This is a genomic window from Streptomyces sp. P3, from assembly GCF_003032475.1.
Taxonomy (GTDB): Bacteria; Actinomycetota; Actinomycetes; order Streptomycetales; family Streptomycetaceae; genus Streptomyces.
Genome location: NZ_CP028369.1, coordinates 708,395 through 730,386, shown reverse-complemented (window position 1 = coordinate 730,386; position 21,992 = coordinate 708,395). Strand labels below are relative to the sequence as shown.

Genomic DNA, 21,992 nt, shown 5'->3' with positions numbered 1-21,992 from the left:
TTTCGGGGCCGAGGGTCGCCCCCCGGGGTAACGCGTGTGTGGTGCAGCGGTGACGCTATCGCGCTCTCACGATTCCTGTCCCCGGGACCCCAACCCCCTGACGTCACTCACAGTAAAGCCGTGAACACGCTCCGTGTCTAGGGGTGTGTGGAGCCAAAGGGGAAGAAGGCGCGCCGGGTTGACGTACCCAGGCGTCGGACGGTCGAACCGTACCCGCCCGGCGGCCGGGACGTCTCATGAGTTCAACGCGCGCGCCGCCCCGGAAGTTCGCCCGGCGACGGACCCGCTCCGGACGGCCCGCCGCAGGGGTCAGACGAGGACGTGGTCGACGAAGCACCAGCGCCAGTTCTCGCCCGGCTCGAACGTCCGCATCACCGGGTGGCCGGACTCCTTGTGGTGCGCCGTGGCGTGCCGGCTCGGCGAGGAGTCGCAGCAGCCGACGTGGCCGCACGTCAGGCACAGCCGCAGCTGTACCGGGTGGGTGCCGTCCCGCAGACACTCGGGACACGTCTCGCCGAGCGGGACGGGTTCGGGGTGGGGCAGCGCGTCGGCGTGCGTGCACTGTTTCATGATTGCCAGATTACGACGGGTGTGCGGACGACCGCGCGAAAAGGAAAGCGGCGAGACATGGACGTGATGCCACTGTTGTTGCTGGTGGCCGGCAGTGCGGCGATCGCGGCGGCGGCCCGGCGCACCCCGGCGCCGGCGCCGCTGCTGCTGGTGGCGGTGGGCCTGGCGGTGTCGTACCTGCCCGGGGTCCCCGACTACACCCTGGACCCGGACGTCGTCCTGCCGCTCCTGCTGCCGCCACTGCTGCACACCTCGGCCACCGACAGCTCCTACCTGGACCTGCGTGCCCAACTGCGGCCGGTGGCGCTGCTGTCGGTCGGGTACGTGCTCTTCGCGACGTTCGCCGTCGGCTGGGCCGCCTACCTCATCGTCCCGGGGCTGCCGCTGACGGCGGCGCTCGTGCTGGGCGCGGTGGTGGCGCCGCCGGACGCGGTCGCGGCTACCGCGGTGGCCCGCCGGGTCGGTCTGCCGTCGAAGATCACCACCATCCTTCAGGGCGAGTCACTGCTCAACGACGCCACCGCGATCACCGCCTACAAGGTGGCCCTCGCGGTCGTGGTCGGCGAAGGCGCCTCATGGGGCGGCGGCATCGAGGAGTTCCTGGTGGCGGCGGTCGGCGGGGTCGCCGCCGGGCTGATCCTGATGGCCCCCCTGCACTGGCTGCGCACCCACCTCGAGGAACCCCTCCTGCAGAACACGCTCTCCCTGCTGATCCCGTTCGTCGCCTACGCGGCCGCCGAGCAGTTCCACGCCTCCGGGGTGCTCGCCGTGGTCGTCGTGGCGCTGTACCTGGGCCACCGCGCGTGGGAGGTCGACTTCGCGACCCGCCTCCAGGAGGAGGCGGTGTGGAAGATGGTCGCCTTCGTCCTGGAGTCGGCGGTCTTCGCGCTGATCGGACTCCAGCTCCCGGTGGTGCTGCGCGGCCTCGGCGACTACGAGGGCATGGACGCCGCCTGGTACGCCGTCGCCCTCTTCCTCGTGGTCGTGGCCGCGCGCTTCCTGTGGGTGTACCCGGCGACCTTCCTCCCGCGGATGGTGTCGGCGCGCATCCGCGCGCGGGAGGACAACCCGACCTGGCGCGGACCGGTCGTCATCGCCTGGGCCGGCATGCGGGGCGTGGTGTCGCTCGCCATCGCCTTCTCCATCCCGCTCACCGTGGAGGACGGCGACGCGCCCTTCCCGCACCGCAACCTGATCCTCTTCCTCACCTTCACGACCGTCATCGGCACGCTGGTGGTGCAGGGCCTGACGCTGCCGCCGCTGATCCGTCTGCTGAAGTTCCCCGAGGCCGACCCGCAGGCCGCGACGCTCGCCGAGGCCAACGCGCAGGCACAGGCCTCGCGCGTCGCCGAGGAGCGGCTGGACGCCCTGCTGGCCGACGAACGCAACACCCTGCCGCCACCTCTCGCCGACCGGCTGCGCAGCGTCCTGGAGCGCCGCCGCAACGCAGTCTGGGAACGCCTCGGGCAGGTCAACACGGTCACCGGGGAGACCGTCGACGACACCTACCGGCGGCTGTCGCGGGAGATGATCGGCGCCGAGCGCGAGGTGTTCGTCCGGCTGCGCGACGGCCGCCACATCGACGACGAGATGCTGCGCACACTGCTGCGCCGGCTCGACCTGGAGGAGGCGGCGGCCTTCCGGGAGGCGACCTGAACGGCAGACGCGGGAAGGGCGGCCGCGGGAAGGGCGGCGGGCAGGTCCGGGTGGGCGAGCCGCCCGGTCCTCACGCGGTGAACGGCGACCCCGTCACGACGGCGGCGAGTCGCGTCCCGGGCGCGAAGGCCCCCTCCTCGGCCAGCACGACCAGGGCATAGAGCGACTTGGCGACATAGAGACGTTCGACGGGCAGGCCGTGGCGGCGCTCGAAATCCGCCGCGAAGGCCTCCAGTTCGGGGGTGACCCGGGCGTATCCGCCGAAGTGGAAGCGTTCGTCGAGGCTCCAGTCGCCCCGTGGGCCCCCGAACGCCTCCTCCTGCAGGCGCCGTATCTCCTCGCCCAGGAAACCGCCCCTGAGTACCGGTATCCCCAGCGCCCGGGGACCGCGGGCCAGGCCCGCGGCCAGGCCCGCGAGCGTGCCGCCGGTGCCGACCGCGAGGGCCACGACGTCGGCGCGGCCCCGCAGTTCCTCACCGAGCGCCCGGCAGCCGCGGACCGCCGCCGCGTTGCTGCCGCCCTCGGGGACGACGTAGGCATCCTCGGCACCGGCCGCCCGCAGGACGGCCGAGAGGGTGTCCGGCTCGGTCTTGCGGCGGTACGTCGCGCGGTCCACGAAGCGCAGCCGCATGCCGTCCGCGGCACACCGGGCCAGCGAGGGGTTCAGCGGCCGGCCGGCCAGTTCGTCGCCGCGCACCACGCCGACCGTGGGCAGCCCCAGGAGGCGGCCGGCGGCGGCCGTGGCCCGCAGATGGTTGGAGTAGGCGCCGCCGAAGGTGAGGAGCGTCCGGCCGGCCGCCCGCTCCAGGTTGGGTGCGAGCTTGCGCCACTTGTTGCCGATCAGCTCGGGATGGATCAGGTCGTCCCGCTTGAGCAGCAACCGTACGCCGTGCCGGGCGAACCGGTCGTCGGTCGCCTCCTGGAGGGGGGAGGGCAGCCGGGGGCGCAGATCGGTCACCCGTTCATTGTCGAACATCGTTCGGTGAAACGTGCCTCTTCCCAGACGCACGATGATCCATTCCCGCTCTTTCGGGTAATAGCACGAGCACACTCCGTAATGGAAGGCTGGCCGCGTGAACGAAGTGCATCGGCGCAGTTCGGCGCCCGTGCATGAATCGGGAGGGCATTTCTCATGTCGGTAGGCGAAGAGGTCCGCACGGAGTCGGGCAAGCCGCAGCAGAGTCTCGGCACCGCGGCCGCGCGGAACCTGGCCACCACGACCAAGTCCGCGCCGCAGATGCAGGAGATCAGCTCCCGCTGGCTGCTGCGGAATCTGCCCTGGGTGGATGTGCAGGGCGGGACGTACCGGGTCAACCGGCGTCTGACGTACGCGGTGGGCGACGGCCGCGTCACGTTCGTCAAGACCGGCGACCGCGTCGAGGTCATCCCGGCGGAGCTGGGCGAACTGCCCGCACTGCGCTCCTACGAGGACGAGGAGGTGCTCTCGGAACTCGCCCAGCGCTGCCGGCAGCGGGAGTTCGCCCCCGGCGAGGTGATCGCCTCCTTCGGCAGCCGGAGCGAGGAGGCCTACCTGCTGGCGCACGGCCGCGTGGAGAAGGTCGGCACCGGCCCCTACGGCGACGACCAGGTGCTCGGGGTGCTCGCCGACGGCGCGTACTTCGGCGACCAGGCGCTGCTCGACGCGGACGCCATCTGGGAGTACACCGCCCGCGCCGACACCGCCTGCACGGTGCTGGTGCTTTCCCGGCAGGACGTCGAACAGGTCGCCGAGCGCGCCGAGTCGCTGGGCGAGCACCTGCGGCGGCTGCGCGCGATCCCCGAACAGCGCACCAACAAGTACGGCGAGAAGGTGGTCGACCTCGCCGCGGGCCACGCCGGCGAGCAGGACATCCCGCACACCTTCGTGGACTACGACGCGAGGCCCCGCGAGTACGAACTGAGCATCGCGCAGACCGTCCTGCGCATCCACTCGCGGGTGGCCGACCTGTACAACCAGCCGATGAACCAGACCGAACAGCAGCTGCGGCTGACGGTCGAGGCGCTCAAGGAGCGGCAGGAGCACGAGCTCGTCAACAACCGGGAGTTCGGGCTGCTCCACAACTGCGAGTACGACCAGCGGCTCCAGCCGCACGACGGCGTGCCCAGCCCCGACGACCTGGACGAACTGCTGAGCCGGCGGCGCGGCACCAAGATGCTGCTCGCCCACCCGCGCGCGATCTCCGCGATCGGCCGCGAGCTCAACAAGCGCGGGCTCGTCCCCGAGACGATCGACGTCGGCGGCAACCGGATCCCGACCTGGCGCGGGGTGCCGATCTACCCGTGCAACAAGATCCCGGTCACCGAGGCCCGCACCAGCTCGATCATCGCGATGCGCCTGGGCGAGCAGGACCAGGGCGTCATCGGACTGCGCCAGTCGGGCCTGCCGGACGAGATCGAGCCGAGCCTGTCCGTGCGGTTCATGGGCATCAATGAACAGGCCATCATCAAGTACCTGGTCACGGCGTACTACTCGGCCGCCGTCCTGGTACCGGACGCGTTGGGCGTCCTGGAGAACGTCGAGATCGGCCGCTGGCGGTGACCTCCGCCGTCAGGCGGAATCCCGGCGGGGCGCGAGAGGGGCGGGGGCCCGCCGGAAACCGGCACGACGACGGCGCCGGGCCGGCCGGCGGGCACCGGGCGGCGGCCGTCCTGGAGGCGTCCCGGGCCTCGGTCGATCCGGCACTGCGGTCGGCGATCGACTCGTTGCCCGGCTCCCTGCGACGGGTCGCGCTCCACCACTTCGGCTGGGAGCACGCGGACGGCACGCCGGCGGCGGGCAACGCGGGCAAGGCGATCCGCCCGGCCCTCGTACTCACCGCCGCCGCTGCGCTCGGCGGTCCGGCTGCTCGCGCGGCGGCCGTCCGGGCGGCCGCGGCGGTCGAACTGGTCCACAACTTCACGCTGTTGCACGACGACGTGATGGACCGGGACACCACCCGGCGCCACCGCCCCACCGCCTGGACCGTGTTCGGCGACGCCGACGCGATCCTCGCCGGGGACGCCTTGCAGGCCCTCGCCCTCGGGATGCTCGCCGCGGACCCGCACCCCGCGTCCGCGGCGGCCGCCGCCCGGGTAGCGGCCTGTGTGGTCGAGCTGTGTGCCGGCCAGCAGGCGGACACGGCCATGGAGAGACGCGGCCCCACCGAGATCACCCTCGAGGAGGTGCTCGCCATGGCCGAGGCCAAGACGGGCGCGCTGCTCGGCTGCGCCTGTGCGGTGGGCGCGCTGTACGCGGGTGCGACGGAAGTCGACGTCGACGCGCTGGACGCGTTCGGCCGGGAGGCAGGACTCGCCTTCCAGCTCATCGACGACGTCATCGGCATCTGGGGCGACCCGCGGCAGACCGGCAAGCCGGCCGGCGCCGACCTCGCCGCCCGCAAGAAGTCCCTGCCGGTGGTCGCCGCGCTCACCTCCGGTACCCCGGCGGCCGGAGAGCTGGCCGAGCTGTACGCGGCGCCCTACCGCCCGGACGACCTGGACCGTACGACGCTGGCCGTCGAACGGGCCGGAGGCCGCGCGTGGGCGCAGGAGCAGGCGGCCGACCGCATGTCCCGCGCCCTGCTCGAACTGACCCGGGCCGTCCCGGACCCGGAGTCGGCAGGCGGTCTGCTGTCCCTGGCCGAGTTCGTGACCCGGCGCAGCGCCTAGACGAGCCGCAAGGGCCTGGACGGGACGCAGCGCCGGGACGAAGGGGGGAGCGCCGCCGGGACGAAGGGGGAACAGGGCCGGCGAAGGGGGGAGCGCCGCCGGGACGAAGGGGGAACACGGCCGGGGCGAAGGGGGTAGCGCGGCCGAGGATCGGGGCGCCGGGGCGCGGAGTACGGTGGGTCGGGAGGTCCGTCGTGCTCCGCCGGGCCGGGCGCTCCTCGGGCTTCAGGGACGCTCCGGGACCACCGTCGCCACGATGCGGTCGATCAGCCCGTCCGGCACCGAGACACCGGGCAGGACGCCGTCCAGGACGGCCGGCAGGGTGAGGTGTTCCAGGAGCAGCCCGAGCATCGCGAGGTAGAGCACCACCACGGTCTCGTCGCCGCCGGGCAGGCCCGCCGCACGGTGGAAGTCCATCCCGTCCTGGAGATCGCCGCGCACCGACGCGGTGAAGGAGGACCGCAGTTCAGGACGCCGGGTCGCTTCCATGCGCATCTCCAGCAGCGCGAGGTAGCCCGTCCGGTCCCGGGTCGCGCGGGCCATCAGGTCGTGCATGAACGCGCCGACCAGCGAGCGGTCGCGCGGCTGTGCCATCAGGGCGCCGAGCACCTCGGGGTCGGGCGCCAGCCGGACGTGGAGCCGGGCGTCGATCTGCCGGAGCAGGTCGTCCCGCCCGGTGAAGTAGTTGGAGGCGGTCCCCACCGGCACCCCGGCCGCCGAGTCCACCGCACGGAACGTCAGCCCCCTGGCCCCTTCGCGGGCGAGCACGTCGACCCCGGCGTCGACCAGAGCCGCCCGACGCTCCGGATTTCCGGCCATGCGGAACCTTCTCTCTCACTTTTCGCGGTTCCCGACCGCGGCGCGAAATCCTCTTGCAACCACTACATCTGAAGTACTACAACTGGAGTGGTTCACGGCAGCCTACGGAAAGAGACCCACTTGCGAAAGCTCACGTACTACATCGCCTGCTCCGTCGACGGCTTCATCGGAGACGTCACGGGCGACGCCACGGCGATGCTCGCGTACGTCGACGAGGAGTTCCTGGACTTCCTGAAGTCCGAGTATCCGGAGACCGTGCCGACCCTCGGCCGGCGCGCCCTGGGCTTCGACGACCTGGAGAACAAGCGGTTCGACACGGTCATCCAGGGCCGTGCCAGCTATGACCTGGCGCTGAAGGAGGGCGACGTCAGCCCGTACGCCCATCTGCGCCAGTACGTCGCCTCCCGCACCCTCGCCGCCTCGCCGAGCCCGGAGGTCGAGATCGTCGGAGAGGGGCTCCTCGACGTGGTGCGCGAGCTGAAGGCGCAGGACGGCGGCCTCGACATCTACCTGTGCGGCGGCTCCCGTCTGGCGGGGGAGCTGTTCGACGAGATCGACCAACTGGTGATCAAGACGTACCCGATCGTCTACGGCTCCGGCATGCCGATGTTCGGCGCCGCCGACTGCGACGTCGCCGGCTTCGCCCTCGTCGACGTGCGCTCCTTCGGCAACGGCGCCGTGGTGCGCACCTACGACCGGGCACGCTGACTCACCGGTGCACGCGGGGAGCGCTCGCGCCCGGGCCGCCCTACCCTGAGGTCATGGACAGGGAACAACGTGTGTGTCCCGCCTGTGGGCAGCCCGTGCAGTCCGTCGTCCGGCGACACAAGACGCTGGGGGCGTGGGTGCCGCGCTGGACGGCGGGGCCGTGCCACAACCCGGAGTGCGAGGCGTACGCGGATGCGGCCGCCGAGCCCGACCAGAAGCCCGAGGCCCCCGCCGCCCCCGCCTCGTGACACCGGCCTCCTGGCACCGGGCCGGGTAGCACCGGACGCCGCCCCCTCCGCCCGCCGTCCTCCGCTCTCCGTCGGGCGGCCGGACCCGGGCCGTCGGGACGTCAGGAGGCGGTCCGCGGCAGGCCGCCCGTCTCCGGGTCGCGTCCGGTCAGGCAGTACAGGCCGCCGGCCGGGTCGCGCATCACCGTCCAGTGCGGCTCGCGGGCGACCAGGAGCGCGCCGAGCCGCTCGTGGCGGGCGCGCACCGCGTCGACGTCCGCCCCGCACGCCAGGTCGAGATGGGCCGAGGCCCGAGCCGCGCCCTCGGAACGTTCCTCGTCGAGTCGCTGAAGCAGCATGCGGATCGGCAGCCCGGCCGGCTGTTCGACCACGTGGAACTCGGACCGCGAGCCCGGACGGGACGACCAGTCGGGCAACAGAGCGCTCCAGAAAGCGACTTCGGCTTCGAACACGGACGGCGCGAGATCCAGGCACACCTGGTCCAGCCGGCTGACCGCCACCACGGGCGGCCGCTGGGCCTCCCCCTCCCACGGCACCGCGCAGAACGACAGCCCGCCGGGTGAGCGCAGCACGGACCATCCCTCGTGCGCGGCGGCCGTCCCCGCCCCCAGCCGCGACGCCTCGGCCACGAATCCGGGCACGTCCTCGACGGCGAGGTCGAGATGGGCGCCGCCGTCACCGGCCGTCACCCCCTGGACCTTCACACAGGCGTCCGCGCCGCCCCGCGGCAGCAGCGTGACGAACTCACCCGCGTCGCCGCGTGGTCCGGACGGTTCGGTGTCGGTGACCGCGGTCCAGAACGCGCACGCCCCCTCGAAGAGGGCGGCGGGCCGGTCGACGAAGGCGTAGGTCCAGCGGACGGCAGGGCCGGGGCGGGCGGCACGGGTGATCATGGGCCGATCGTAGAGGCGGCGGCCGGAACGGGACTCCCCCTTCTCACGTGCCGGAACGCCCGGCGCCGTCCCTGCGCTCCATGAACCGCAGCAGGTTCCCGGCCGGGTCGCGGAACGCGCAGTCGCGCACCCCGTACGGCTGGTCGGTCGGCTCCTGGAGCACCTCGACGCCGGCCTCCTGCACGCGCGCGTGCAGCGCGTCGCAGTCGGCGGTGGAGAAGATGACCCCGCGCAACATGCCCTTGGCGAGCAGCCGGGCGAGCGCGTCCTTGTCGGCGGGAGAGGCGTCGGGGTCGGCGCCCGGCGGTTCCAGCACGATGCTGACGTCCGGCTGGAGCGGTGAGCCGAGGGTCACCCAGCGCATCCCCTCGAAACCGACGTCGTTGCGGACCTCCAGCCCGAGGACGTCACGGTAGAAGTACACGGCCTTGTCGTGGTCGTCCACGGCGATGAAGCACTGGTGCAGCAGCAGGTCCATGGTGTCCAGCCTCACGGGCGTCGGGGCGGTCGGGAGCGTTGCGGCCGGGTGAACTTCCGGGCCACGCACGGCGGGATCACCGCGCTCGGCTCGTGCGACCGCGCCCGGTACGCGCTCGGGGTCTCGCCGACCAGTTCGGTGAAGCGGGCGCTGAACGAGCCGAGCGAGGTGCAGCCGACCGCCATGCACACCTCGGTCACGGTGAGATCGCCCCGGCGCAGCAGGGCCTTGGCCCGCTCGACCCTGCGGGTCATGAGATAGGCGTACGGCGTCTCGCCGTAGGCCTCGCGGAAACTCCGCTGGAAGTGGCCGCAGGACATCAGCGCGGTGCGCGCGAGCGCGGCGACGTCGAGCGGTTCGGCGTACTCACGGTCCATCCGGTCCCGTGCCTGCCGCAGCCTTACCAGGTCCTCCCGTTTCACCCTGCCAGGATGGCACGGTGACGCGCCGGGCGGGTGCGGGGCACCGGTACGGGCTCGCCCGCGGTTCGCAGCGCGTGCACGGGCGTCCGGCCCCCCGGGGGCGACGGACCGGCGTCGCCGGTTCCCGGCCGCCCGGGGGCGTCGGCGTCCGGGGTGCGGCGGGGCGTCGGCGGGCGCATGGTGAACGCATGGCTGGTCACCTCGTCGTCCACACGTGAGCCCGAGGTCCGAGACCGGGAGGTAGAGGGCATGGTGATACCGCCCCCGCAGTCCGAACTGGCCGACCTGCGCGTCGACTACAGCGACCACGACGAACCCGTTCTCATCCGGCCCGACGGGACCCCGGTCGACACCTGGCGCGAGAACTATCCGTACGCGCAGCGCATGGAGCGCCGGGAGTACGACTGGCACAAGCGGCTCCAGCAGATCGAGCTGCTGAAGCTGCAGAGCTGGATCAAGGACACGGGACGCAGACTCGTCATCGTCTTCGAGGGGCGCGACGCGGCCGGCAAGGGCGGCACGATCAAGCGGTTCACCGAGCACCTCAACCCGAGGGGCGCCCGGGTGGTCGCCCTGGAGAAGCCGACCGAGCGGGAGCGGGGGCAGTGGTACTTCCAGCGGTACGTCGAGCAGCTGCCGACCGCGGGCGAGATCGTGCTCTTCGACCGGTCCTGGTACAACCGGGCCGGGGTCGAGCGGGTCATGGGCTTCTGCAGCGACGACGAGTACCGGCGCTTCGCACGCCAGGCGCCGATGTTCGAGCGGATGCTCGTGGACGACGGCGTCGACCTGGTGAAGTTCTGGTTCTCGGTGTCGCAGAGCGAGCAGCGCACCCGCTTCACGATCCGCCGGATCGACCCCGTGCGGCAGTGGAAGCTGAGCCCGATGGACGTCGCGTCGCTGGACCGCTGGGACGACTACACCGCGGCCAAGGTCGCCATGTTCCACGAGACGGACACGGCGTACGCGCCCTGGACCGTGGTCAAGAGCAACGACAAGAAGCGGGCCCGTGTGGAGGCCATGCGCAGTGTGCTCGCCCGGTTCGCCTACGCCGACAAGGACGAGGAGGTCGTCGGCACCCCGGATCCGCGCATCGTGGGTGCGGCGGCGGGGCTGCTGGAGGCGGGTGAGGCCGACACGACGGACCGCGCCCGGCCGCGCTGGCGCGAGCGCGAGGCGTGACCGGCGCGCGCTCCTGCCGCGCGGGGACACACGCGGCGCGCCGGGGAACCTGACCGAACCGTCCGCCGCGCGTCACGCCCGCACCCCGCACCCCGCACCCGACACGGCACCCGCACGACACCGCGCCCGCACCCCCGTACACGACACGACACGGCCCCGCGCCCGCACACGACACCGTGCCGCCGCCCGCACACGACGCCGCACCCGGACCGCGGACGGCCGCCACAGTACGGCGGCCTGCGGGCCGGGTGCGGGGAGAGTGACGCTGCGACCGAAAGAAACGCAGGTCAGATGGTGCGGAGAAGGTCAGGCCTTCTTGGTCTCCCAGAAGATCTTGTCGATCTGGGCGATGAGCTCCAGGGCCGTCTCGCCGGTCTTCGGGTCCGTCGAGGCCTTGGCGGCCGACAGGGCCTTCAGGGCGTCGTTGACGAGCTGGTGCAGCTCCGGGTACTTCTCGAAGTGCGGGGGCTTGAAGTAGTCGCTCCACAGCACGGAGACGTGGTGCTTCGCGAGCTCGGCGCGCTGCTCCTTGATGACGGTGGCGCGCGCCTGGAAGTGCGGGTCGTCGTTGGCGGCCATCTTCTCCTGCACGGCCTTCACCGACTCCGCCTCGATGCGGGCCTGGGCCGGGTCGTACACGCCGCAGGGCAGGTCGCAGTGCGCGCTGACCTTGACCTTGGGGGCAAACAGGCGGGAAAGCATGGAGCGTTCCTTCCTCGTGATCGTCTTCTCAGGTGGGACATTACTCCCTGCGGGAGGGCTTTTCGCGGGTGCCCCCATGGGCTTAGGACAAAAGTCCGGGGTCAGACTGAGACTGGTGGAGGAACGGAGCGGGGAGGTGCCGGGCATGCCGGAACCGTTGCAGGAGACCGAGCGGGGGAGGGCGGCCGCGCCCTTCGGGCTGGCCGAGGTCACCGGTCCGTCCATGGTGCCCACGCTCCACCACGGGGATCAGCTCGTGGTGCAGTACGGCGCCCGGGTACGGCCGGGCGACGTGGTGGTGCTGCGGCATCCCTTCCAGCAGGACCTGCTGGTCGTCAAACGCGCCGCCGAGCGCCGCGAGGGCGGGTGGTGGGTGCTCGGTGACAACGCCTTCGCGGGCGGCGACAGCACGGACTACGGCACGGTGCCCGACGAACTGGTCCTCGGCAGGGTGCGGCTGCGCTACCGTCCGCGGCGGCGGGATCAGCGCTCGCCGCTGGCGGTGCTGCGCTGGGCGCTGTCGGCCGCGAGGCCCGTGGGGGGCGTCCGGTCCGTCTCCAGGCGCTTGCGGGCGCGGTAGGCGGCCACGTTCGCGCGGGTGGCGCAGCGGTCGGAGCAGTAGCGCCGGGAGCGGTTGGTCGAGGTGTCGAGGTAGGCGTTGCGGCACGGGCTCGCCTCGCACAGGCCGAGCCGGTCCACGCCGTGCTCCGTCAGGTGGAAGGCCAGGCCCATCGCCGCGATCGCGGCGTACCCCGCCGTCGCGTTCGAGGGGTGGTCGGCCAGGTGCATGTGCCACAGCGGCCGGCCGTCGTCGTCGCGGACGTCGTGGCCGGAGATCTGCGGGTTCACCGGGAACTCCAGCAGCAGGGAGTTCAGCAGGTCCACCGCGAGGGTCTCGTCGCCGTCGTCGGCAGCCTCGAAGACCGCGCGCAGCCGGCCGCGGACCGAGCGGAACCGGGTGACGTCCGCGTCGGTGGCGCGGCGGGCGGCGGACCGGCTGGCGCCGAAGAGCGCGCGGACGGCCTCGACCGAGGTCAGCGCGTCCTTGCCCCGGGCCGGGTCCTCGCTGTTGACGAGACGCACGGCGTAATCCGAGTAATGGGCAAGTTCCACTTGTAGTCCTTACCGGGGGCTTGGTGGTCGTGCACGCGTCGGGGACGCGGCCGGGTAACGGCTGAGGGTGCTCCCAGGGTATTACGCCCGCGCCGGAAGGAAGGCCTCCGAAATTTCCTGGGCGTCTGCTGCGTCCTGCGGGGCTCCCCACCGCACTGGAAGGGTGAGACGGTCCGCCACCGGACGGACCGGGAGAGGGGGAGGGATGACGCGGGGCGCGGAAGCGGCTCTGCACGCCTTCGTCGCGGGAAGACGGACGGCGTTGTTCCGCAGCGCACTCCTGCTGTGCGGCGACCGCGACGAGGCCGACGACCTCGTCCAGACGACGCTCGTCAAGGTCGTCCTCGGGGCGCGCCGGCACGGGCGGCTGGACAACCTGGAGGCCTACGCGCGCAAGACGCTGGTCAACACCTTCATCGCGGGACGACGCCGGTTCTGGCGGCGTGAGCGCTCCTACGGCGAGCTGCCCGACGTCGCGGCCCGGCCGACGGACCGGGACGCCGGGCTGGTGGTCCGCGCCGCGCTCGCCGCGCTGCCGCCGAAGCAGCGGGCGGTGCTGGTGCTGCGCTACTGGGAGGACCTCGGCGTCGCCGCCACCGCCGAGCTGCTGGGGATGCGGGAGAGCACGGTCAAGAGCCACACGGCGAGGGGGCTCGCGGCGCTGCGGGCCGTGGTACGGGAGGAATTCGTATGAACGAGCAGGACACGGTGCGGGATCTGCTGGGGCTGGCGGTCGACTCGGTCGAACCGCCGGCCGCCCGCAGCGGCGAGAGCGTCTTCGCCCGGGCCGCGGCGCTACGGCGCCGGCGGCGGGTGGCGGTCACGGGTGCGGTGGCGGTCGTGGTCGCCGGGGGGGTCGCCCTCGGGACGGGGGTCCTGCCGGGCGGGACCGGGGGGCAGAACGTGACCGCCGTCGGGGTCGGCGGCTCGGGGGCCCACGCGGGGGCGGCCGGCTTCGCGAAGCTGCTGCCCGCCGGGGTGGGCACGGTGCGCAAGGTCGCACAGGGCTACGTGGGCCTGGAGGGCAGGCTCGTGCGGGGGGAGCGCGGGGCCGGGCCTTACGACGGGGCGTACTCCGTCACGCGGGACACGGGTGTCGGCTACCTCACGGTCGTCGTGCGCAAGCCGGCCGGGACGGCTCGCGTCGCCTGCCCCACGCCTGCTCCGAAGGGGGTGGCGGACTGCGTCACGGAGAAGGTGCCCGGAGGCGGACAGCTGAAGACCTGGCGGTCGCCCGACAAGACCATGCCCAAGTTCTCGTACGCCTTGACGGCTCAGCTGACGTTGAAGGACGGCACCGTCCTGACCGTCACGTCCTGGGTCGACGCCCAGGGCGGGGCACCGTACCGGACGATGTTCACCTACCCGCTGACCCAGCCTCAGCTGCGGCAACTGGCGCTGAATCCGGCACTGTTGCCCTGAGCGCACACACGGGGAAGGGGCGGTACGGGAATCCCGTACCGCCCCTCCTCACGCGTGCCGTACCGCTACAGCACCTTGGACAGGAACGCCTGCGTCCGCTCGTGCTGCGGGTTCGTCAGGACGTCACGCGGGTTCCCCGACTCGACGACCACGCCGCCGTCCATGAAGACCAGGCTGTCGCCGACCTCGCGGGCGAAGCCCATCTCGTGCGTGACGACGACCATCGTCATCCCTGACTCGGCGAGGTCGCGCATGACGTCGAGGACGTCGCCGACCAGCTCCGGGTCGAGGGCCGAGGTCGGCTCGTCGAACAGCATCAGCTTCGGGTCCATCGCCAGCGCCCGGGCGATCGCCACGCGCTGCTGCTGACCTCCGGAGAGCTGCGCAGGGTAGCTGCCGGCCTTGTCGGCCAGGCCGACCCGGTCCAGCAGCTCCCGTGCCCGCTCCCGGGCCTGGGCCTTGCCGACGCCCTTGACCTGGACCGGGGCCTCGATCACGTTCTCCGCCGCCGTCATGTGCGGGAACAGGTTGAACCGCTGGAACACCATGCCGATGTCCCGGCGCTTCAGCGAGACCTCGCTGTCCTTGAGCTCGTACAGCTTGTCGCCCTTCTGGCGGTAGCCCACCAGGTCCCCGTCGACGTACAGCCGGCCGGCGTTGATCTTCTCGAGGTGGTTGATGCACCTCAGGAACGTCGACTTGCCGGAGCCGGACGGGCCGATGAGGCAGAACACCTCGCCGTTCTTGACCTCAAGGTCTATGCCCTTGAGGACCTCGACCGCGCCGAAGGACTTGTGGACGCCCTCGGCCTTCACCATCGCGGTCATGCCGCACCCCTTTCGCGGCCGATCGTGAACAGGTTCGCCCGGATCTTCTGGAAGATCGTGGGCGGCAGGCTACGGCTCGAGCCGCGGGCGTAGTAGCGCTCCAGGTAGTACTGGAAGACGCTGAAGACGCTGGTCATCACCAGGTACCAGATGGAGGCGACGAACAGCAGCTCCATCACGGCGAACGAGGAGGAGCCGATCACCGACGTCGAGCGCAGCAGCTCGTTGTACGTCACCACGTACACCAGCGACGAGGTCTTCAGCATGTTGATGAACTCGTTGCCGGTCGGCGGCACGATGACCCGCATCGCCTGCGGGATGACGATCCGGCGCAGCGTCTTGCCGTGGCTCATGCCGAGCGCGTGGGCCGCCTCGGTCTGGCCCTCGTCGACGGCCAGCAGGCCGGCCCGGCAGATCTCGGCCATGTACGCGGCCTCGTTCAGACCGAGGCCGAGCAGGGCGCACATGAACGGCGTCATGACGTCCGTCATCTCGTCCTTGTAGATCGGACCGAGGTTCAGCATCGGGAAGATCAGCGCCAGGTTGAACCACATCAGCAGCTGCACATACACCGGGGTGCCCCGGAAGAACCAGATGTACAGCCAGGCGACCGTGCTGGTCACCGGGTTCTTCGACAGCCGCATCACGGCCAGCACGACGCCCAGGACGACGCCCAGCACCATGGACAGGATGCTGATCAGCAGGGTGCGCCCGGCGCCCGCGATCACGGTCGAGTCGAACAGCTGGTCGCCGACCGTGTCCCACTGGATGTCACCGTGGGCGAAGGCGTTGACCAGCAGCGCGAGCAGCGCGATGACGATGACCGCGCTGACATAGCGGCCGTAGTGGCGCACCGGGATCGCCTTGATGGCCTCCGGCGGCCCGGAGAACGCCGCGTCCTCGGCGACCGGCGGGGTGTCCTCGGGTGGTGCGCCCGCGGAGGACTTGTCGAGCTTGTCAGTCATGGGGACTGCCCTTCGAAGACTTCAGGAGGTGCGGGGTGGATCACTTGCCGCCGTTGATCGCGGCAGCCTTGATCGCGCCGCTCTCGGCGCCCCACTTCTCCAGCACCTTCTGGTAGGAGCCGTCCTTGATGATCGCGTCGACGGCCTCCTTGAGGGCGTCGCGCAGCTGGGTGTTCTTCTTGTCGACGACGATGCCGAACGGGGCGGCCTCGTACTGCTCGTCGAGCACCTCGAAGGTGCTGCCGTTGCCCGCCTTGCGGGCCATGTCCACGGCGACCGGGTAGTCGTTGACGCCGGCCACGGCGCCGCCGGACTTCACGCGGGTCTGGGCCTCGGTGTCGTTCTCGAAGGACTCGATCTTGAGGGCCTTCTTGCCGCCGTCCGTGCACTTCTTGGACTGCGCCTGCAGGGCCTCCTCGTAGGTGGTGCCCCGCTGCACCGCGACCGTCTGACCGCACAGGTCGTCCATGGTCTTGACGCCCTTGGGGTTGCCCTTCTTGACGTAGATGGCCGTGCCCGCGGTGAAGTAGTCGACGAAGTCGACGCCCTCGCCCAGCTTCTTGCCCTTGTCGTCCAGGCCCTCCTGGCGCTGCTTGTTGTCCGTGATGGACGACATGGCGACGTTGTAACGGCCGGTGTTGACGGCGGTGATCAGGGTGTCGAAGCCACCTGAGGTGAACTGGAAGTCGACGCCGAGCTGCTTGCCGAGCGCGGCGGCGATGTCCGGGTCGACGCCCACGATCTTGCCGCCCTCGACGGACTCCATGGGGGCGTACTCGGCGTTGGTGCCGACCTTGATGACGCCGGACTTCTGGATCTCGGCCGGGAGCTTCGAGAAGAGCGGGGCCTTGTTGGAGCCGCTGGACGACTCGGAGGAGCTTCCGCCGCTCTCGGTCTGGTCCCCGCAGGCGGTGAGCAGCAGGGCGCCCGCGACCGCGAGGGATCCGACCGCTGCCAGGCGGGTGCGCGCGGCGGTCGTGGTTCGGGTGGAGCGTGCGGTCATGGTGGGTTCCTCCGGCGGATGGATGGAGATGCCGATGGGGCGACACAGCCGAGGGGCCGACCATGCCGTTGGGTCGACGAGAACACACACCTTCGGGTGTCGCGACCTCGTGTGATGACGGCATCTTGCCATTCGGACGACTCCATTCAGGGGGGCAGCCATGTCAAAATCGGATAACGGGCGACCCCCGAACCACATCAGTCCGGTACAACACGACCGGACGGAGCCGGACCATCTGCGGGAATCCCCCGTTCCGGCCGAAAAATCTCCGGTTCCTCCCGCAGGGCGATCATCGCGGCGTGGCGCGTCCGGCGACGTGCTTTCTTGTCGAGGCATTGTCAAGAGGACTCACGGAGTTCCGGGCGTCCCCCCACATGAGTCATGTCACTCGCGGCGACCTCTGTCGAAGTTCCACACAGCGAGCGATGTGACCTTGCACCGAATGGACTCGTCGCCGTGGTTCCCGTCCGGTAAGAAGGTTCTTCACACCCCTCATCCGGGGCTCAGGGCGCGTGTGCGGCGCGCCCGACGCGCAGACGCCCGTACGCATCACCTCGGCTCTGCGCGATGCCCGCCCACTTCTCAATCAGGAGTGGCCACCCTCAAACCATGCAGACCTAAGGGGTAAGACACAGTGGCAGCGGAGATCGTCAATCCTCGCAGCGAGAGCGCCGACGGAACGGGCCAGGAGGGCGGTGCGGAGCCCCTCGACCCGTTCGACCCGGTGTTCGCGCTGCACCGTGGTGGAAAGATGGCCGTCCAGGCCACCGTCCCGATCCGCGACAAGGACGACCTGTCCCTCGCCTACACGCCCGGCGTCGCTCGCGTGTGCACCGCGATCGCGGAACAGCCGGACCTGGTGAACGACTACACCTGGAAGTCGTCCGTCGTCGCGGTCGTGACCGACGGCACGGCCGTGCTCGGGCTCGGTGACATCGGCCCGGAGGCCTCCCTCCCGGTCATGGAAGGCAAGGCGATCCTGTTCAAGCAGTTCGGCGGTGTCGACGCGGTTCCCATCGCGCTCGCCTGCACGGACGTGGACGAGATCGTCGAGACGGTGGTGCGCCTCGCGCCCTCGTTCGGCGGAGTCAACCTGGAGGACATCTCGGCGCCGCGATGCTTCGAGATCGAGCGCAGGCTCCAGGAAGAGCTCGACATCCCGATCTTCCACGACGACCAGCACGGCACGGCGATCGTGACGCTGGCGGCGCTGCGCAACGCGGCGCGGCTGAGCGGGCGCGGCATCGGCGAGCTGCGGGCGGTCATCTCGGGCGCCGGGGCGGCCGGCGTCGCCATCGCCAGGATGCTCATCGAGGCGGGCATCGGGGACGTCGCGGTCGCCGACCGCAAGGGCATCGTCTCCGCGGACCGGAGCGACCTGACCGACGTCAAGCGCGAGCTGGCCGGGTTCACCAACAAGGCCGGGCTGAGCGGTTCGCTCGAGCACGCGCTGTCCGGCGCCGACGTGTTCATCGGCGTTTCCGGCGGCACCGTCGCGGAGGAGGCGGTGGCCTCGATGGCGAAGGGCGCGTTCGTCTTCGCCATGGCCAACCCGAACCCCGAGGTGCACCCGGACGTCGCCCACAAGTACGCGGCCGTCGTCGCGACCGGGCGGTCGGACTTCCCGAACCAGATCAACAACGTGCTGGCGTTCCCGGGGATCTTCGCCGGCGCGCTGCAGGTGCGGGCGTCGCGGATCACCGAGGGCATGAAGCTCGCGGCGGCCGAGGCGCTGGCGGGAGTCGTCGGCGACGAGCTCGCGGCGGACTACGTGATTCCGTCACCGTTCGACGAGCGGGTCGCTCCCGCGGTGACTGCGGCGGTTGCCGCGGCTGCTCGGGCCGAAGGGGTTGCTCGTCGCTGACGTGTGCCTCCGAATGGTCCCGTCCGGGAGGGCGGGGCCATTTCTTTGCCCGCCCGCCCGCCCGTTCGGGTGATGACGAGGCGCCGTCCCCGGGGGCTGCCGCCCCCGGACCCCCGCATCGGCCCTGAACGGGCCTCGTCCTCAATCGCCGGACGGGCTGGGGTGGTCGGCCGGGGTCTGGTGGGTGCCGGTGGGTGATGGGCTGGGGTGGTCGACGGGGGTTTGGTCGGTGCCGGTGGGTGGGCTGGGGTGGTCGGCCGGGGTCTGGTGGGTGCCGGCGGGTGATGGGCTGGGATGGTCGGTCGGGGTTCGGTCGGGGTCGTGGGGTGGGAGCGCAAGAGGGTATGTCTCACAGTGCCGTCCGGTTTCGCCGGCCGCCGCCGGACCCTAGGGTCGGTTGCATGTTCGCCGCCTACGCCGCCCGTATCGACCGTGACCAGCCGCTTTCCGGACTGGAGTTGGGGGAGCGTCCGGCCCCCGAGGCCCGGCCCGGCTGGAGCACCGTCGATGTCAGGGCCGCTTCCCTCAACCATCACGATCTCTGGTCGCTCAAGGGCGTCGGCCTCCCGGAGGGCCGGCTGCCGATGATCCTCGGCTGCGACGCCGCGGGCGTCGACGAGGACGGCAACGAGGTCGTCCTGCACTCCGTCATCGGGCAGACGGGGCACGGCGTCGGGCCCGACGAGCCGCGTTCGATCCTCACCGAGCGGTACCAGGGCACCTTCGCCGAGCAGGTCGCCGTGCCGACCTGGAACATCCTGCCCAAGCCGAAGGAACTCTCCTTCGCGGAGGCCGCCTGTCTGCCCACGGCCTGGCTGACGGCGTACCGGATGCTCTTCACCAACGCCGGCGTGCGCCCCGGCGACTCCGTTCTGGTGCAGGGCGCCGGCGGTGGCGTGGCCACGGCGGCCATCGTGCTGGGCAGGGCGGCCGGGCTGCGGGTCTTCGCGACCAGCCGGGACGAGGCCAAGCGCAAGCGGGCGCTGGAGCTGGGGGCCGTCGAGGCGGTGGAGCCGGGCGCACGGCTGCCGCAGCGGGTGGACGCGGTCATCGAGACCGTCGGCGCGGCGACCTGGTCGCATTCGGTGAAGTCCCTGCGGCCCGGCGGCACGCTCGTCATCTCGGGCGCCACGAGCGGCGACCGTCCCTCGCACGCCGAGCTGACCAGGATCTTCTTCCTCGAGCTGAAGGTCGTCGGCTCCACCATGGGCTCGAAGGACGAACTGGAGGACCTGCTGTCCTTCTGCGCCGCCACCGGTGTCCGCCCCGTCATCGACGAGGTGCTGCCGCTCGACCGGGCCCGCGAGGGGTTCGAACGGCTCGCGTCCGGCGACCTGTTCGGCAAGATCGTGCTCACCAACGGCTGAGCGGCGGACCGCGGGTCGGGAGCGGGTCGAGGGCGGGTCCGGGGAATCCGGGCTCGCCTTTCGCATGCCGACGGTGTCAACAATGGTTGACACCGGGCGGATGTCAACGTAAGTTGACATGCATGACCGAAGCAACGGATCTTGCCGAGCGCGCCGGCGACCGTGATCCACGAGTCGGGCTGCGCGCCGTGGCGGCACTGCGCCGACTGCTGGAGCAGTTGGAGGCGGTGCAGGTGCGCAGTGCGCGCAACCAGGGCTGGTCGTGGCAGGAGATCGCCGCGGAGCTCGGTGTCAGCAGGCAGGCCGTGCACAAGAAGTACGGGAGGCAGTGATGTTCGAGCGATTCACGAAGGACGCCCGTGCGGTGGTCGAGGGCGCCGTGGGGCACGCCGAACGGGAGGGCGCGACACGGGTCGAGGAGACGCACGTCCTGCTGTCGCTGCTCGACCGCGAGGGCAGCCGCGGTTCCTTCGCGCTGGCCTCGCTGGGTCTGCCGCCCGGCGGTCGGGCGGGGCTGGTGCGGGACCTGGACGAGACGCGCCGCCGCGGTGGACTCTCCCGGGCCGACGCGGACGCCCTGTCGGGGCTGGGCATCGACCTGGCGGAGATCGTGTCCCGGGTCGAGGAGACGCACGGCGAAGGCGCGCTGGCCGCGGCCGGCCGGGGCGGCCTCCTGCGCGGACGGTCCGGCCGGCGACCCTTCGGCCGCGGCGCCAAGGACCTGCTCACCGGGACCCTGCGGGTGGCCGTCGCCCACAGCGAACGGCACATCGGCGACGAGCATCTGCTGCTCGCCCTGACCGCCCGCCGCGGTGTCCCCTCGGAGATCCTCGCCGACCACGGCGTCACGCACGCGTCCCTGACCCGGGTGCTCTACGGCGACCAGGGGCGAGGGGACGACTCCGGGGCAGCCGGGGCCGGGGCCGGCTGAGGTCACCGGCCCCGGTCGGTGGGGAGCGTCACGCCTTGGGGGTGCGCAGTATCACCCCGATGTGAGCCGCCGCCGTGGACAGGTGGCGGCGCGCCTCGCGGAGTTGGTCCGCCGTGACGCCGTGGTCGCGGGCCGCGTCCCGGATGTCGTCCCGGAAGCGGTCCAGGAGGCGGTCCAGGTCGCGGGCCGGGTCGCCGCCGGTGTCCTCGTGGGCCCAGGCCGGCTCGTACGCTGCGGGGAAGTCCTCCGGGGTGCCGGAGTAGTCCGGGGTGCCCGAGAGGTCCTGGGCGGGGGAGCGGTCCGTCGTGCCGGGGCGTTCCGGACGCCCGGCCGTCTTCCGGTCCGTCGTGCCGGCGGCGCGGCCGAAGCCGAAGTCCCTGCCGTACCCCCTGCCGAAGTCCTTGCCGAACTCGCCGAACTCCTTGGCCAGTTCGGTCAGGCCCTCGCGGACGCCCGTCGGCCAGTCACCCCGGGCGAAGTGGTCCTGGACCTGTTCCTGCACCCGGCGGGCGATGCGCTGCACCTCTTCCTGAGCCTGGCTGCGGGCGTTCTCCTGTGCCTCTTCGGCCTGGCGGCGTGCCCGCTGGGCCTCGTCGCGGGCGCGGCGGCTCTCGTCCTTCGCCCGGCGCGCCTGTTCCTTCCACTCCTGCTTGACGCGGCGCATCTCCTCCTTGGCGGCACGCCAGGCCTCACTGTCGCCGTACTCGCCGCTCTCGCCGTTCTCCCCATGGGGCGCGTGGGTTCCGTGGTCGCCGGGCTCCGCCGCCTTCGGGCGGCCTGCGCCCCGGCGTGCCTCGGAGGCCGCCGCCCGCATCTCGCGGCGCAGATCGCCCGCCGCCCCGCGCACGTCGGCCCGGATCTCGGCGGCCAGTTCGGCGACCGACTCGCGGATCTCCAGCTCCAGGTCGGCCAGTTCGCCGCTGCGGTCCGCGAGTTCGGCACGGCCCGCGTCGGTGATCGCGTAGACCTTGCGGCCGCCCTCGGTGGTGTGGGTGACCAGACCCTCGGCCTCCAGTTTGGCCAGCCGCGGGTACACCGTGCCCGCCGAGGGGGCGTAGAGGCCCTGGAAGCGTTCCTCGAGAAGGCGGATCACCTCATAGCCGTGGCGCGGCGCCTCGTCCAGCAGCTTCAGCAGGTAGAGGCGGAGACGGCCGTGGGCGAAGACGGGAGGCAT

General features: G+C 71.6%; 25 protein-coding genes. 13 read left to right on the top strand and 12 right to left on the bottom strand.

Going from position 1 to position 21,992, the window contains the following annotated elements; translation table 11 throughout:
* Positions 1-309: 309 nt before the first annotated feature.
* Positions 310-570 (bottom strand): UBP-type zinc finger domain-containing protein, encoded by a 261-nt coding sequence (locus C6376_RS03045; protein ID WP_057603359.1) that lies wholly within the window; start codon positions 568-570, stop codon positions 310-312.
* A gap of 57 nt (positions 571-627) precedes the next feature.
* Between C6376_RS03045 and C6376_RS03040 the strand changes: the two genes are divergently transcribed.
* The gene (locus C6376_RS03040; protein ID WP_107441967.1) at positions 628-2,226 is read left to right on the top strand and encodes a Na+/H+ antiporter; all 1,599 of its coding nucleotides are present in this window, start codon (positions 628-630) and stop codon (positions 2,224-2,226) included.
* A gap of 70 nt (positions 2,227-2,296) precedes the next feature.
* Here the strand turns inward: C6376_RS03040 and C6376_RS03035 are convergent, their stop codons facing one another.
* The gene (locus C6376_RS03035; protein WP_107441966.1) at positions 2,297-3,202 is read right to left on the bottom strand and encodes a 1-aminocyclopropane-1-carboxylate deaminase/D-cysteine desulfhydrase; all 906 of its coding nucleotides are present in this window, start codon (positions 3,200-3,202) and stop codon (positions 2,297-2,299) included.
* 156 nt (positions 3,203-3,358) lie between these two features.
* Here C6376_RS03035 and C6376_RS03030 point away from each other — a divergent pair, with 156 nt between their 5' ends.
* Together C6376_RS03030 and C6376_RS03025 are read left to right on the top strand one after the other, a co-directional pair.
* Complete coding sequence (locus C6376_RS03030; RefSeq protein WP_107441965.1) at positions 3,359-4,765, top strand: family 2B encapsulin nanocompartment shell protein; 1,407 nt, start codon at positions 3,359-3,361, stop codon at positions 4,763-4,765.
* Positions 4,762-5,874, top strand: coding sequence for a family 2 encapsulin nanocompartment cargo protein polyprenyl transferase (locus C6376_RS03025; RefSeq protein WP_173985567.1), 1,113 nt, complete (start codon positions 4,762-4,764; stop codon positions 5,872-5,874). Before C6376_RS03030 ends, C6376_RS03025 begins: the two co-directional genes overlap by 4 nt.
* A 225-nt stretch (positions 5,875-6,099) precedes the next feature.
* Here C6376_RS03025 and C6376_RS03020 read toward each other — a convergent pair whose 3' ends face one another.
* On the bottom strand, positions 6,100-6,693 hold the full coding sequence (locus C6376_RS03020) for a TetR/AcrR family transcriptional regulator (RefSeq protein WP_107441963.1): 594 nt from the start codon (positions 6,691-6,693) through the stop codon (positions 6,100-6,102).
* Positions 6,694-6,813: 120 nt separating this feature from the next.
* Between C6376_RS03020 and C6376_RS03015 the strand changes: the two genes are divergently transcribed.
* Together C6376_RS03015 and C6376_RS03010 are read left to right on the top strand one after the other, a co-directional pair.
* Entirely contained in the window at positions 6,814-7,401 is a 588-nt protein-coding gene (locus C6376_RS03015; protein ID WP_107441962.1) for a dihydrofolate reductase family protein, read from the top strand.
* A gap of 53 nt (positions 7,402-7,454) precedes the next feature.
* Positions 7,455-7,649 carry a hypothetical protein gene (locus tag C6376_RS03010; RefSeq protein WP_107441961.1) on the top strand — a complete coding sequence of 65 codons (195 nt, stop codon included), beginning with the start codon at positions 7,455-7,457 and terminating at the stop codon, positions 7,647-7,649.
* Positions 7,650-7,750: 101 nt separating this feature from the next.
* On the opposite strand, the gene C6376_RS03005 is transcribed toward C6376_RS03010, so the two are convergent.
* The 3 genes from C6376_RS03005 to C6376_RS02995 are packed head-to-tail and all read right to left on the bottom strand — an operon-like array spanning position 7,751 to position 9,442.
* Complete coding sequence (locus tag C6376_RS03005; protein WP_107441960.1) at positions 7,751-8,542, bottom strand: VOC family protein; 792 nt, start codon at positions 8,540-8,542, stop codon at positions 7,751-7,753.
* A 43-nt stretch (positions 8,543-8,585) separates the two neighbouring features.
* Positions 8,586-9,020: a VOC family protein gene (locus C6376_RS03000; RefSeq protein WP_107448747.1), complete on the bottom strand. Its 435-nt coding sequence runs from the start codon at positions 9,018-9,020 to the stop codon at positions 8,586-8,588.
* 11 nt (positions 9,021-9,031) lie between these two features.
* Complete coding sequence (locus tag C6376_RS02995) at positions 9,032-9,442, bottom strand: helix-turn-helix transcriptional regulator (protein ID WP_107441959.1); 411 nt, start codon at positions 9,440-9,442, stop codon at positions 9,032-9,034.
* Positions 9,443-9,691: 249 nt separating this feature from the next.
* Between C6376_RS02995 and ppk2 the strand changes: the two genes are divergently transcribed.
* Positions 9,692-10,624, top strand: coding sequence for a polyphosphate kinase 2 (gene ppk2, locus C6376_RS02985; protein WP_107441957.1), 933 nt, complete (start codon positions 9,692-9,694; stop codon positions 10,622-10,624).
* A 306-nt stretch (positions 10,625-10,930) separates the two neighbouring features.
* Here the strand turns inward: ppk2 and sodN are convergent, their stop codons facing one another.
* Positions 10,931-11,326, bottom strand: a complete 396-nt coding sequence (sodN, locus tag C6376_RS02980; protein WP_107441956.1) for a superoxide dismutase, Ni — start codon at positions 11,324-11,326, stop codon at positions 10,931-10,933.
* Between the two features lie 145 nt (positions 11,327-11,471).
* On the opposite strand from sodN, the gene sodX reads away from it, so the two are divergent.
* Positions 11,472-11,906 (top strand): nickel-type superoxide dismutase maturation protease, encoded by a 435-nt coding sequence (sodX, locus tag C6376_RS02975; RefSeq protein ID WP_107448746.1) that lies wholly within the window; start codon positions 11,472-11,474, stop codon positions 11,904-11,906.
* Here sodX and C6376_RS02970 read toward each other — a convergent pair.
* Positions 11,810-12,439 (bottom strand): ABATE domain-containing protein, encoded by a 630-nt coding sequence (locus C6376_RS02970; protein ID WP_107441955.1) that lies wholly within the window; start codon positions 12,437-12,439, stop codon positions 11,810-11,812. The genes sodX and C6376_RS02970 overlap by 97 nt on opposite strands.
* Before the next feature lie 205 nt (positions 12,440-12,644).
* Here C6376_RS02970 and C6376_RS02965 point away from each other — a divergent pair, with 205 nt between their 5' ends.
* Both C6376_RS02965 and C6376_RS02960 read left to right on the top strand, forming a co-directional pair.
* A complete protein-coding gene (locus C6376_RS02965; protein WP_107441954.1) occupies positions 12,645-13,133 on the top strand; it encodes a sigma-70 family RNA polymerase sigma factor in 489 nt (162 codons plus the stop codon).
* A complete protein-coding gene (locus tag C6376_RS02960; RefSeq protein ID WP_107441953.1) occupies positions 13,130-13,861 on the top strand; it encodes a hypothetical protein in 732 nt (243 codons plus the stop codon). The genes C6376_RS02965 and C6376_RS02960 overlap by 4 nt, the downstream gene beginning before the upstream one ends.
* Before the next feature lie 65 nt (positions 13,862-13,926).
* Here the strand turns inward: C6376_RS02960 and C6376_RS02955 are convergent, their stop codons facing one another.
* From C6376_RS02955 to C6376_RS02945, 3 genes are read right to left on the bottom strand one after another with little or no spacing between them, the layout of a single operon-like run.
* The gene (locus C6376_RS02955; protein WP_107441952.1) at positions 13,927-14,688 is read right to left on the bottom strand and encodes an amino acid ABC transporter ATP-binding protein; all 762 of its coding nucleotides are present in this window, start codon (positions 14,686-14,688) and stop codon (positions 13,927-13,929) included.
* The gene (locus tag C6376_RS02950) at positions 14,685-15,653 is read right to left on the bottom strand and encodes an amino acid ABC transporter permease (RefSeq protein WP_107441951.1); all 969 of its coding nucleotides are present in this window, start codon (positions 15,651-15,653) and stop codon (positions 14,685-14,687) included. The genes C6376_RS02955 and C6376_RS02950 overlap by 4 nt, the downstream gene beginning before the upstream one ends.
* A gap of 40 nt (positions 15,654-15,693) precedes the next feature.
* Positions 15,694-16,656, bottom strand: coding sequence for an ABC transporter substrate-binding protein (locus C6376_RS02945; protein ID WP_107441950.1), 963 nt, complete (start codon positions 16,654-16,656; stop codon positions 15,694-15,696).
* Between the two features lie 634 nt (positions 16,657-17,290).
* Between C6376_RS02945 and C6376_RS02940 the strand changes: the two genes are divergently transcribed.
* From C6376_RS02940 to C6376_RS02925, 4 genes are all read left to right on the top strand, one after another.
* The gene (locus C6376_RS02940; RefSeq protein ID WP_107441949.1) at positions 17,291-18,520 is read left to right on the top strand and encodes an NADP-dependent malic enzyme; all 1,230 of its coding nucleotides are present in this window, start codon (positions 17,291-17,293) and stop codon (positions 18,518-18,520) included.
* Between the two features lie 401 nt (positions 18,521-18,921).
* Positions 18,922-19,887, top strand: coding sequence for a zinc-binding dehydrogenase (locus C6376_RS02935; RefSeq protein WP_107448745.1), 966 nt, complete (start codon positions 18,922-18,924; stop codon positions 19,885-19,887).
* Positions 19,888-20,009: 122 nt separating this feature from the next.
* A complete protein-coding gene (locus tag C6376_RS02930; RefSeq protein WP_018571396.1) occupies positions 20,010-20,219 on the top strand; it encodes an HTH domain-containing protein in 210 nt (69 codons plus the stop codon).
* Positions 20,219-20,818 (top strand): Clp protease N-terminal domain-containing protein, encoded by a 600-nt coding sequence (locus tag C6376_RS02925; RefSeq protein ID WP_107441948.1) that lies wholly within the window; start codon positions 20,219-20,221, stop codon positions 20,816-20,818. The genes C6376_RS02930 and C6376_RS02925 overlap by 1 nt, the downstream gene beginning before the upstream one ends.
* Before the next feature lie 28 nt (positions 20,819-20,846).
* On the opposite strand, the gene C6376_RS02920 is transcribed toward C6376_RS02925, so the two are convergent.
* Positions 20,847-21,992 (bottom strand): helix-turn-helix transcriptional regulator, encoded by a 1,146-nt coding sequence (locus C6376_RS02920; RefSeq protein ID WP_107441947.1) that lies wholly within the window; start codon positions 21,990-21,992, stop codon positions 20,847-20,849.

Coding starts and splice junctions, on each gene's coding strand:
- C6376_RS03045 (WP_057603359.1), bottom strand. CDS start 570: ATGAAACAGTGCACGCACGCCGACGCGCTGCCCCACCCCGAACCCGTC.
- C6376_RS03040 (WP_107441967.1), top strand. CDS start 628: ATGGACGTGATGCCACTGTTGTTGCTGGTGGCCGGCAGTGCGGCGATC.
- C6376_RS03035 (WP_107441966.1), bottom strand. CDS start 3,202: ATGTTCGACAATGAACGGGTGACCGATCTGCGCCCCCGGCTGCCCTCC.
- C6376_RS03030 (WP_107441965.1), top strand. CDS start 3,359: ATGTCGGTAGGCGAAGAGGTCCGCACGGAGTCGGGCAAGCCGCAGCAG.
- C6376_RS03020 (WP_107441963.1), bottom strand. CDS start 6,693: ATGGCCGGAAATCCGGAGCGTCGGGCGGCTCTGGTCGACGCCGGGGTC.
- C6376_RS03010 (WP_107441961.1), top strand. CDS start 7,455: ATGGACAGGGAACAACGTGTGTGTCCCGCCTGTGGGCAGCCCGTGCAG.
- C6376_RS03005 (WP_107441960.1), bottom strand. CDS start 8,542: ATGATCACCCGTGCCGCCCGCCCCGGCCCTGCCGTCCGCTGGACCTAC.
- C6376_RS03000 (WP_107448747.1), bottom strand. CDS start 9,020: ATGGACCTGCTGCTGCACCAGTGCTTCATCGCCGTGGACGACCACGAC.
- ppk2 (WP_107441957.1), top strand. CDS start 9,692: ATGGTGATACCGCCCCCGCAGTCCGAACTGGCCGACCTGCGCGTCGAC.
- sodN (WP_107441956.1), bottom strand. CDS start 11,326: ATGCTTTCCCGCCTGTTTGCCCCCAAGGTCAAGGTCAGCGCGCACTGC.
- sodX (WP_107448746.1), top strand. CDS start 11,472: ATGCCGGAACCGTTGCAGGAGACCGAGCGGGGGAGGGCGGCCGCGCCC.
- C6376_RS02965 (WP_107441954.1), top strand. CDS start 12,645: ATGACGCGGGGCGCGGAAGCGGCTCTGCACGCCTTCGTCGCGGGAAGA.
- C6376_RS02960 (WP_107441953.1), top strand. CDS start 13,130: ATGAACGAGCAGGACACGGTGCGGGATCTGCTGGGGCTGGCGGTCGAC.
- C6376_RS02955 (WP_107441952.1), bottom strand. CDS start 14,688: ATGACCGCGATGGTGAAGGCCGAGGGCGTCCACAAGTCCTTCGGCGCG.
- C6376_RS02950 (WP_107441951.1), bottom strand. CDS start 15,653: ATGACTGACAAGCTCGACAAGTCCTCCGCGGGCGCACCACCCGAGGAC.
- C6376_RS02945 (WP_107441950.1), bottom strand. CDS start 16,656: ATGACCGCACGCTCCACCCGAACCACGACCGCCGCGCGCACCCGCCTG.
- C6376_RS02935 (WP_107448745.1), top strand. CDS start 18,922: ATGTTCGCCGCCTACGCCGCCCGTATCGACCGTGACCAGCCGCTTTCC.
- C6376_RS02930 (WP_018571396.1), top strand. CDS start 20,010: ATGACCGAAGCAACGGATCTTGCCGAGCGCGCCGGCGACCGTGATCCA.
- C6376_RS02925 (WP_107441948.1), top strand. CDS start 20,219: ATGTTCGAGCGATTCACGAAGGACGCCCGTGCGGTGGTCGAGGGCGCC.
- C6376_RS02920 (WP_107441947.1), bottom strand. CDS start 21,992: ATGCCTCCCGTCTTCGCCCACGGCCGTCTCCGCCTCTACCTGCTGAAG.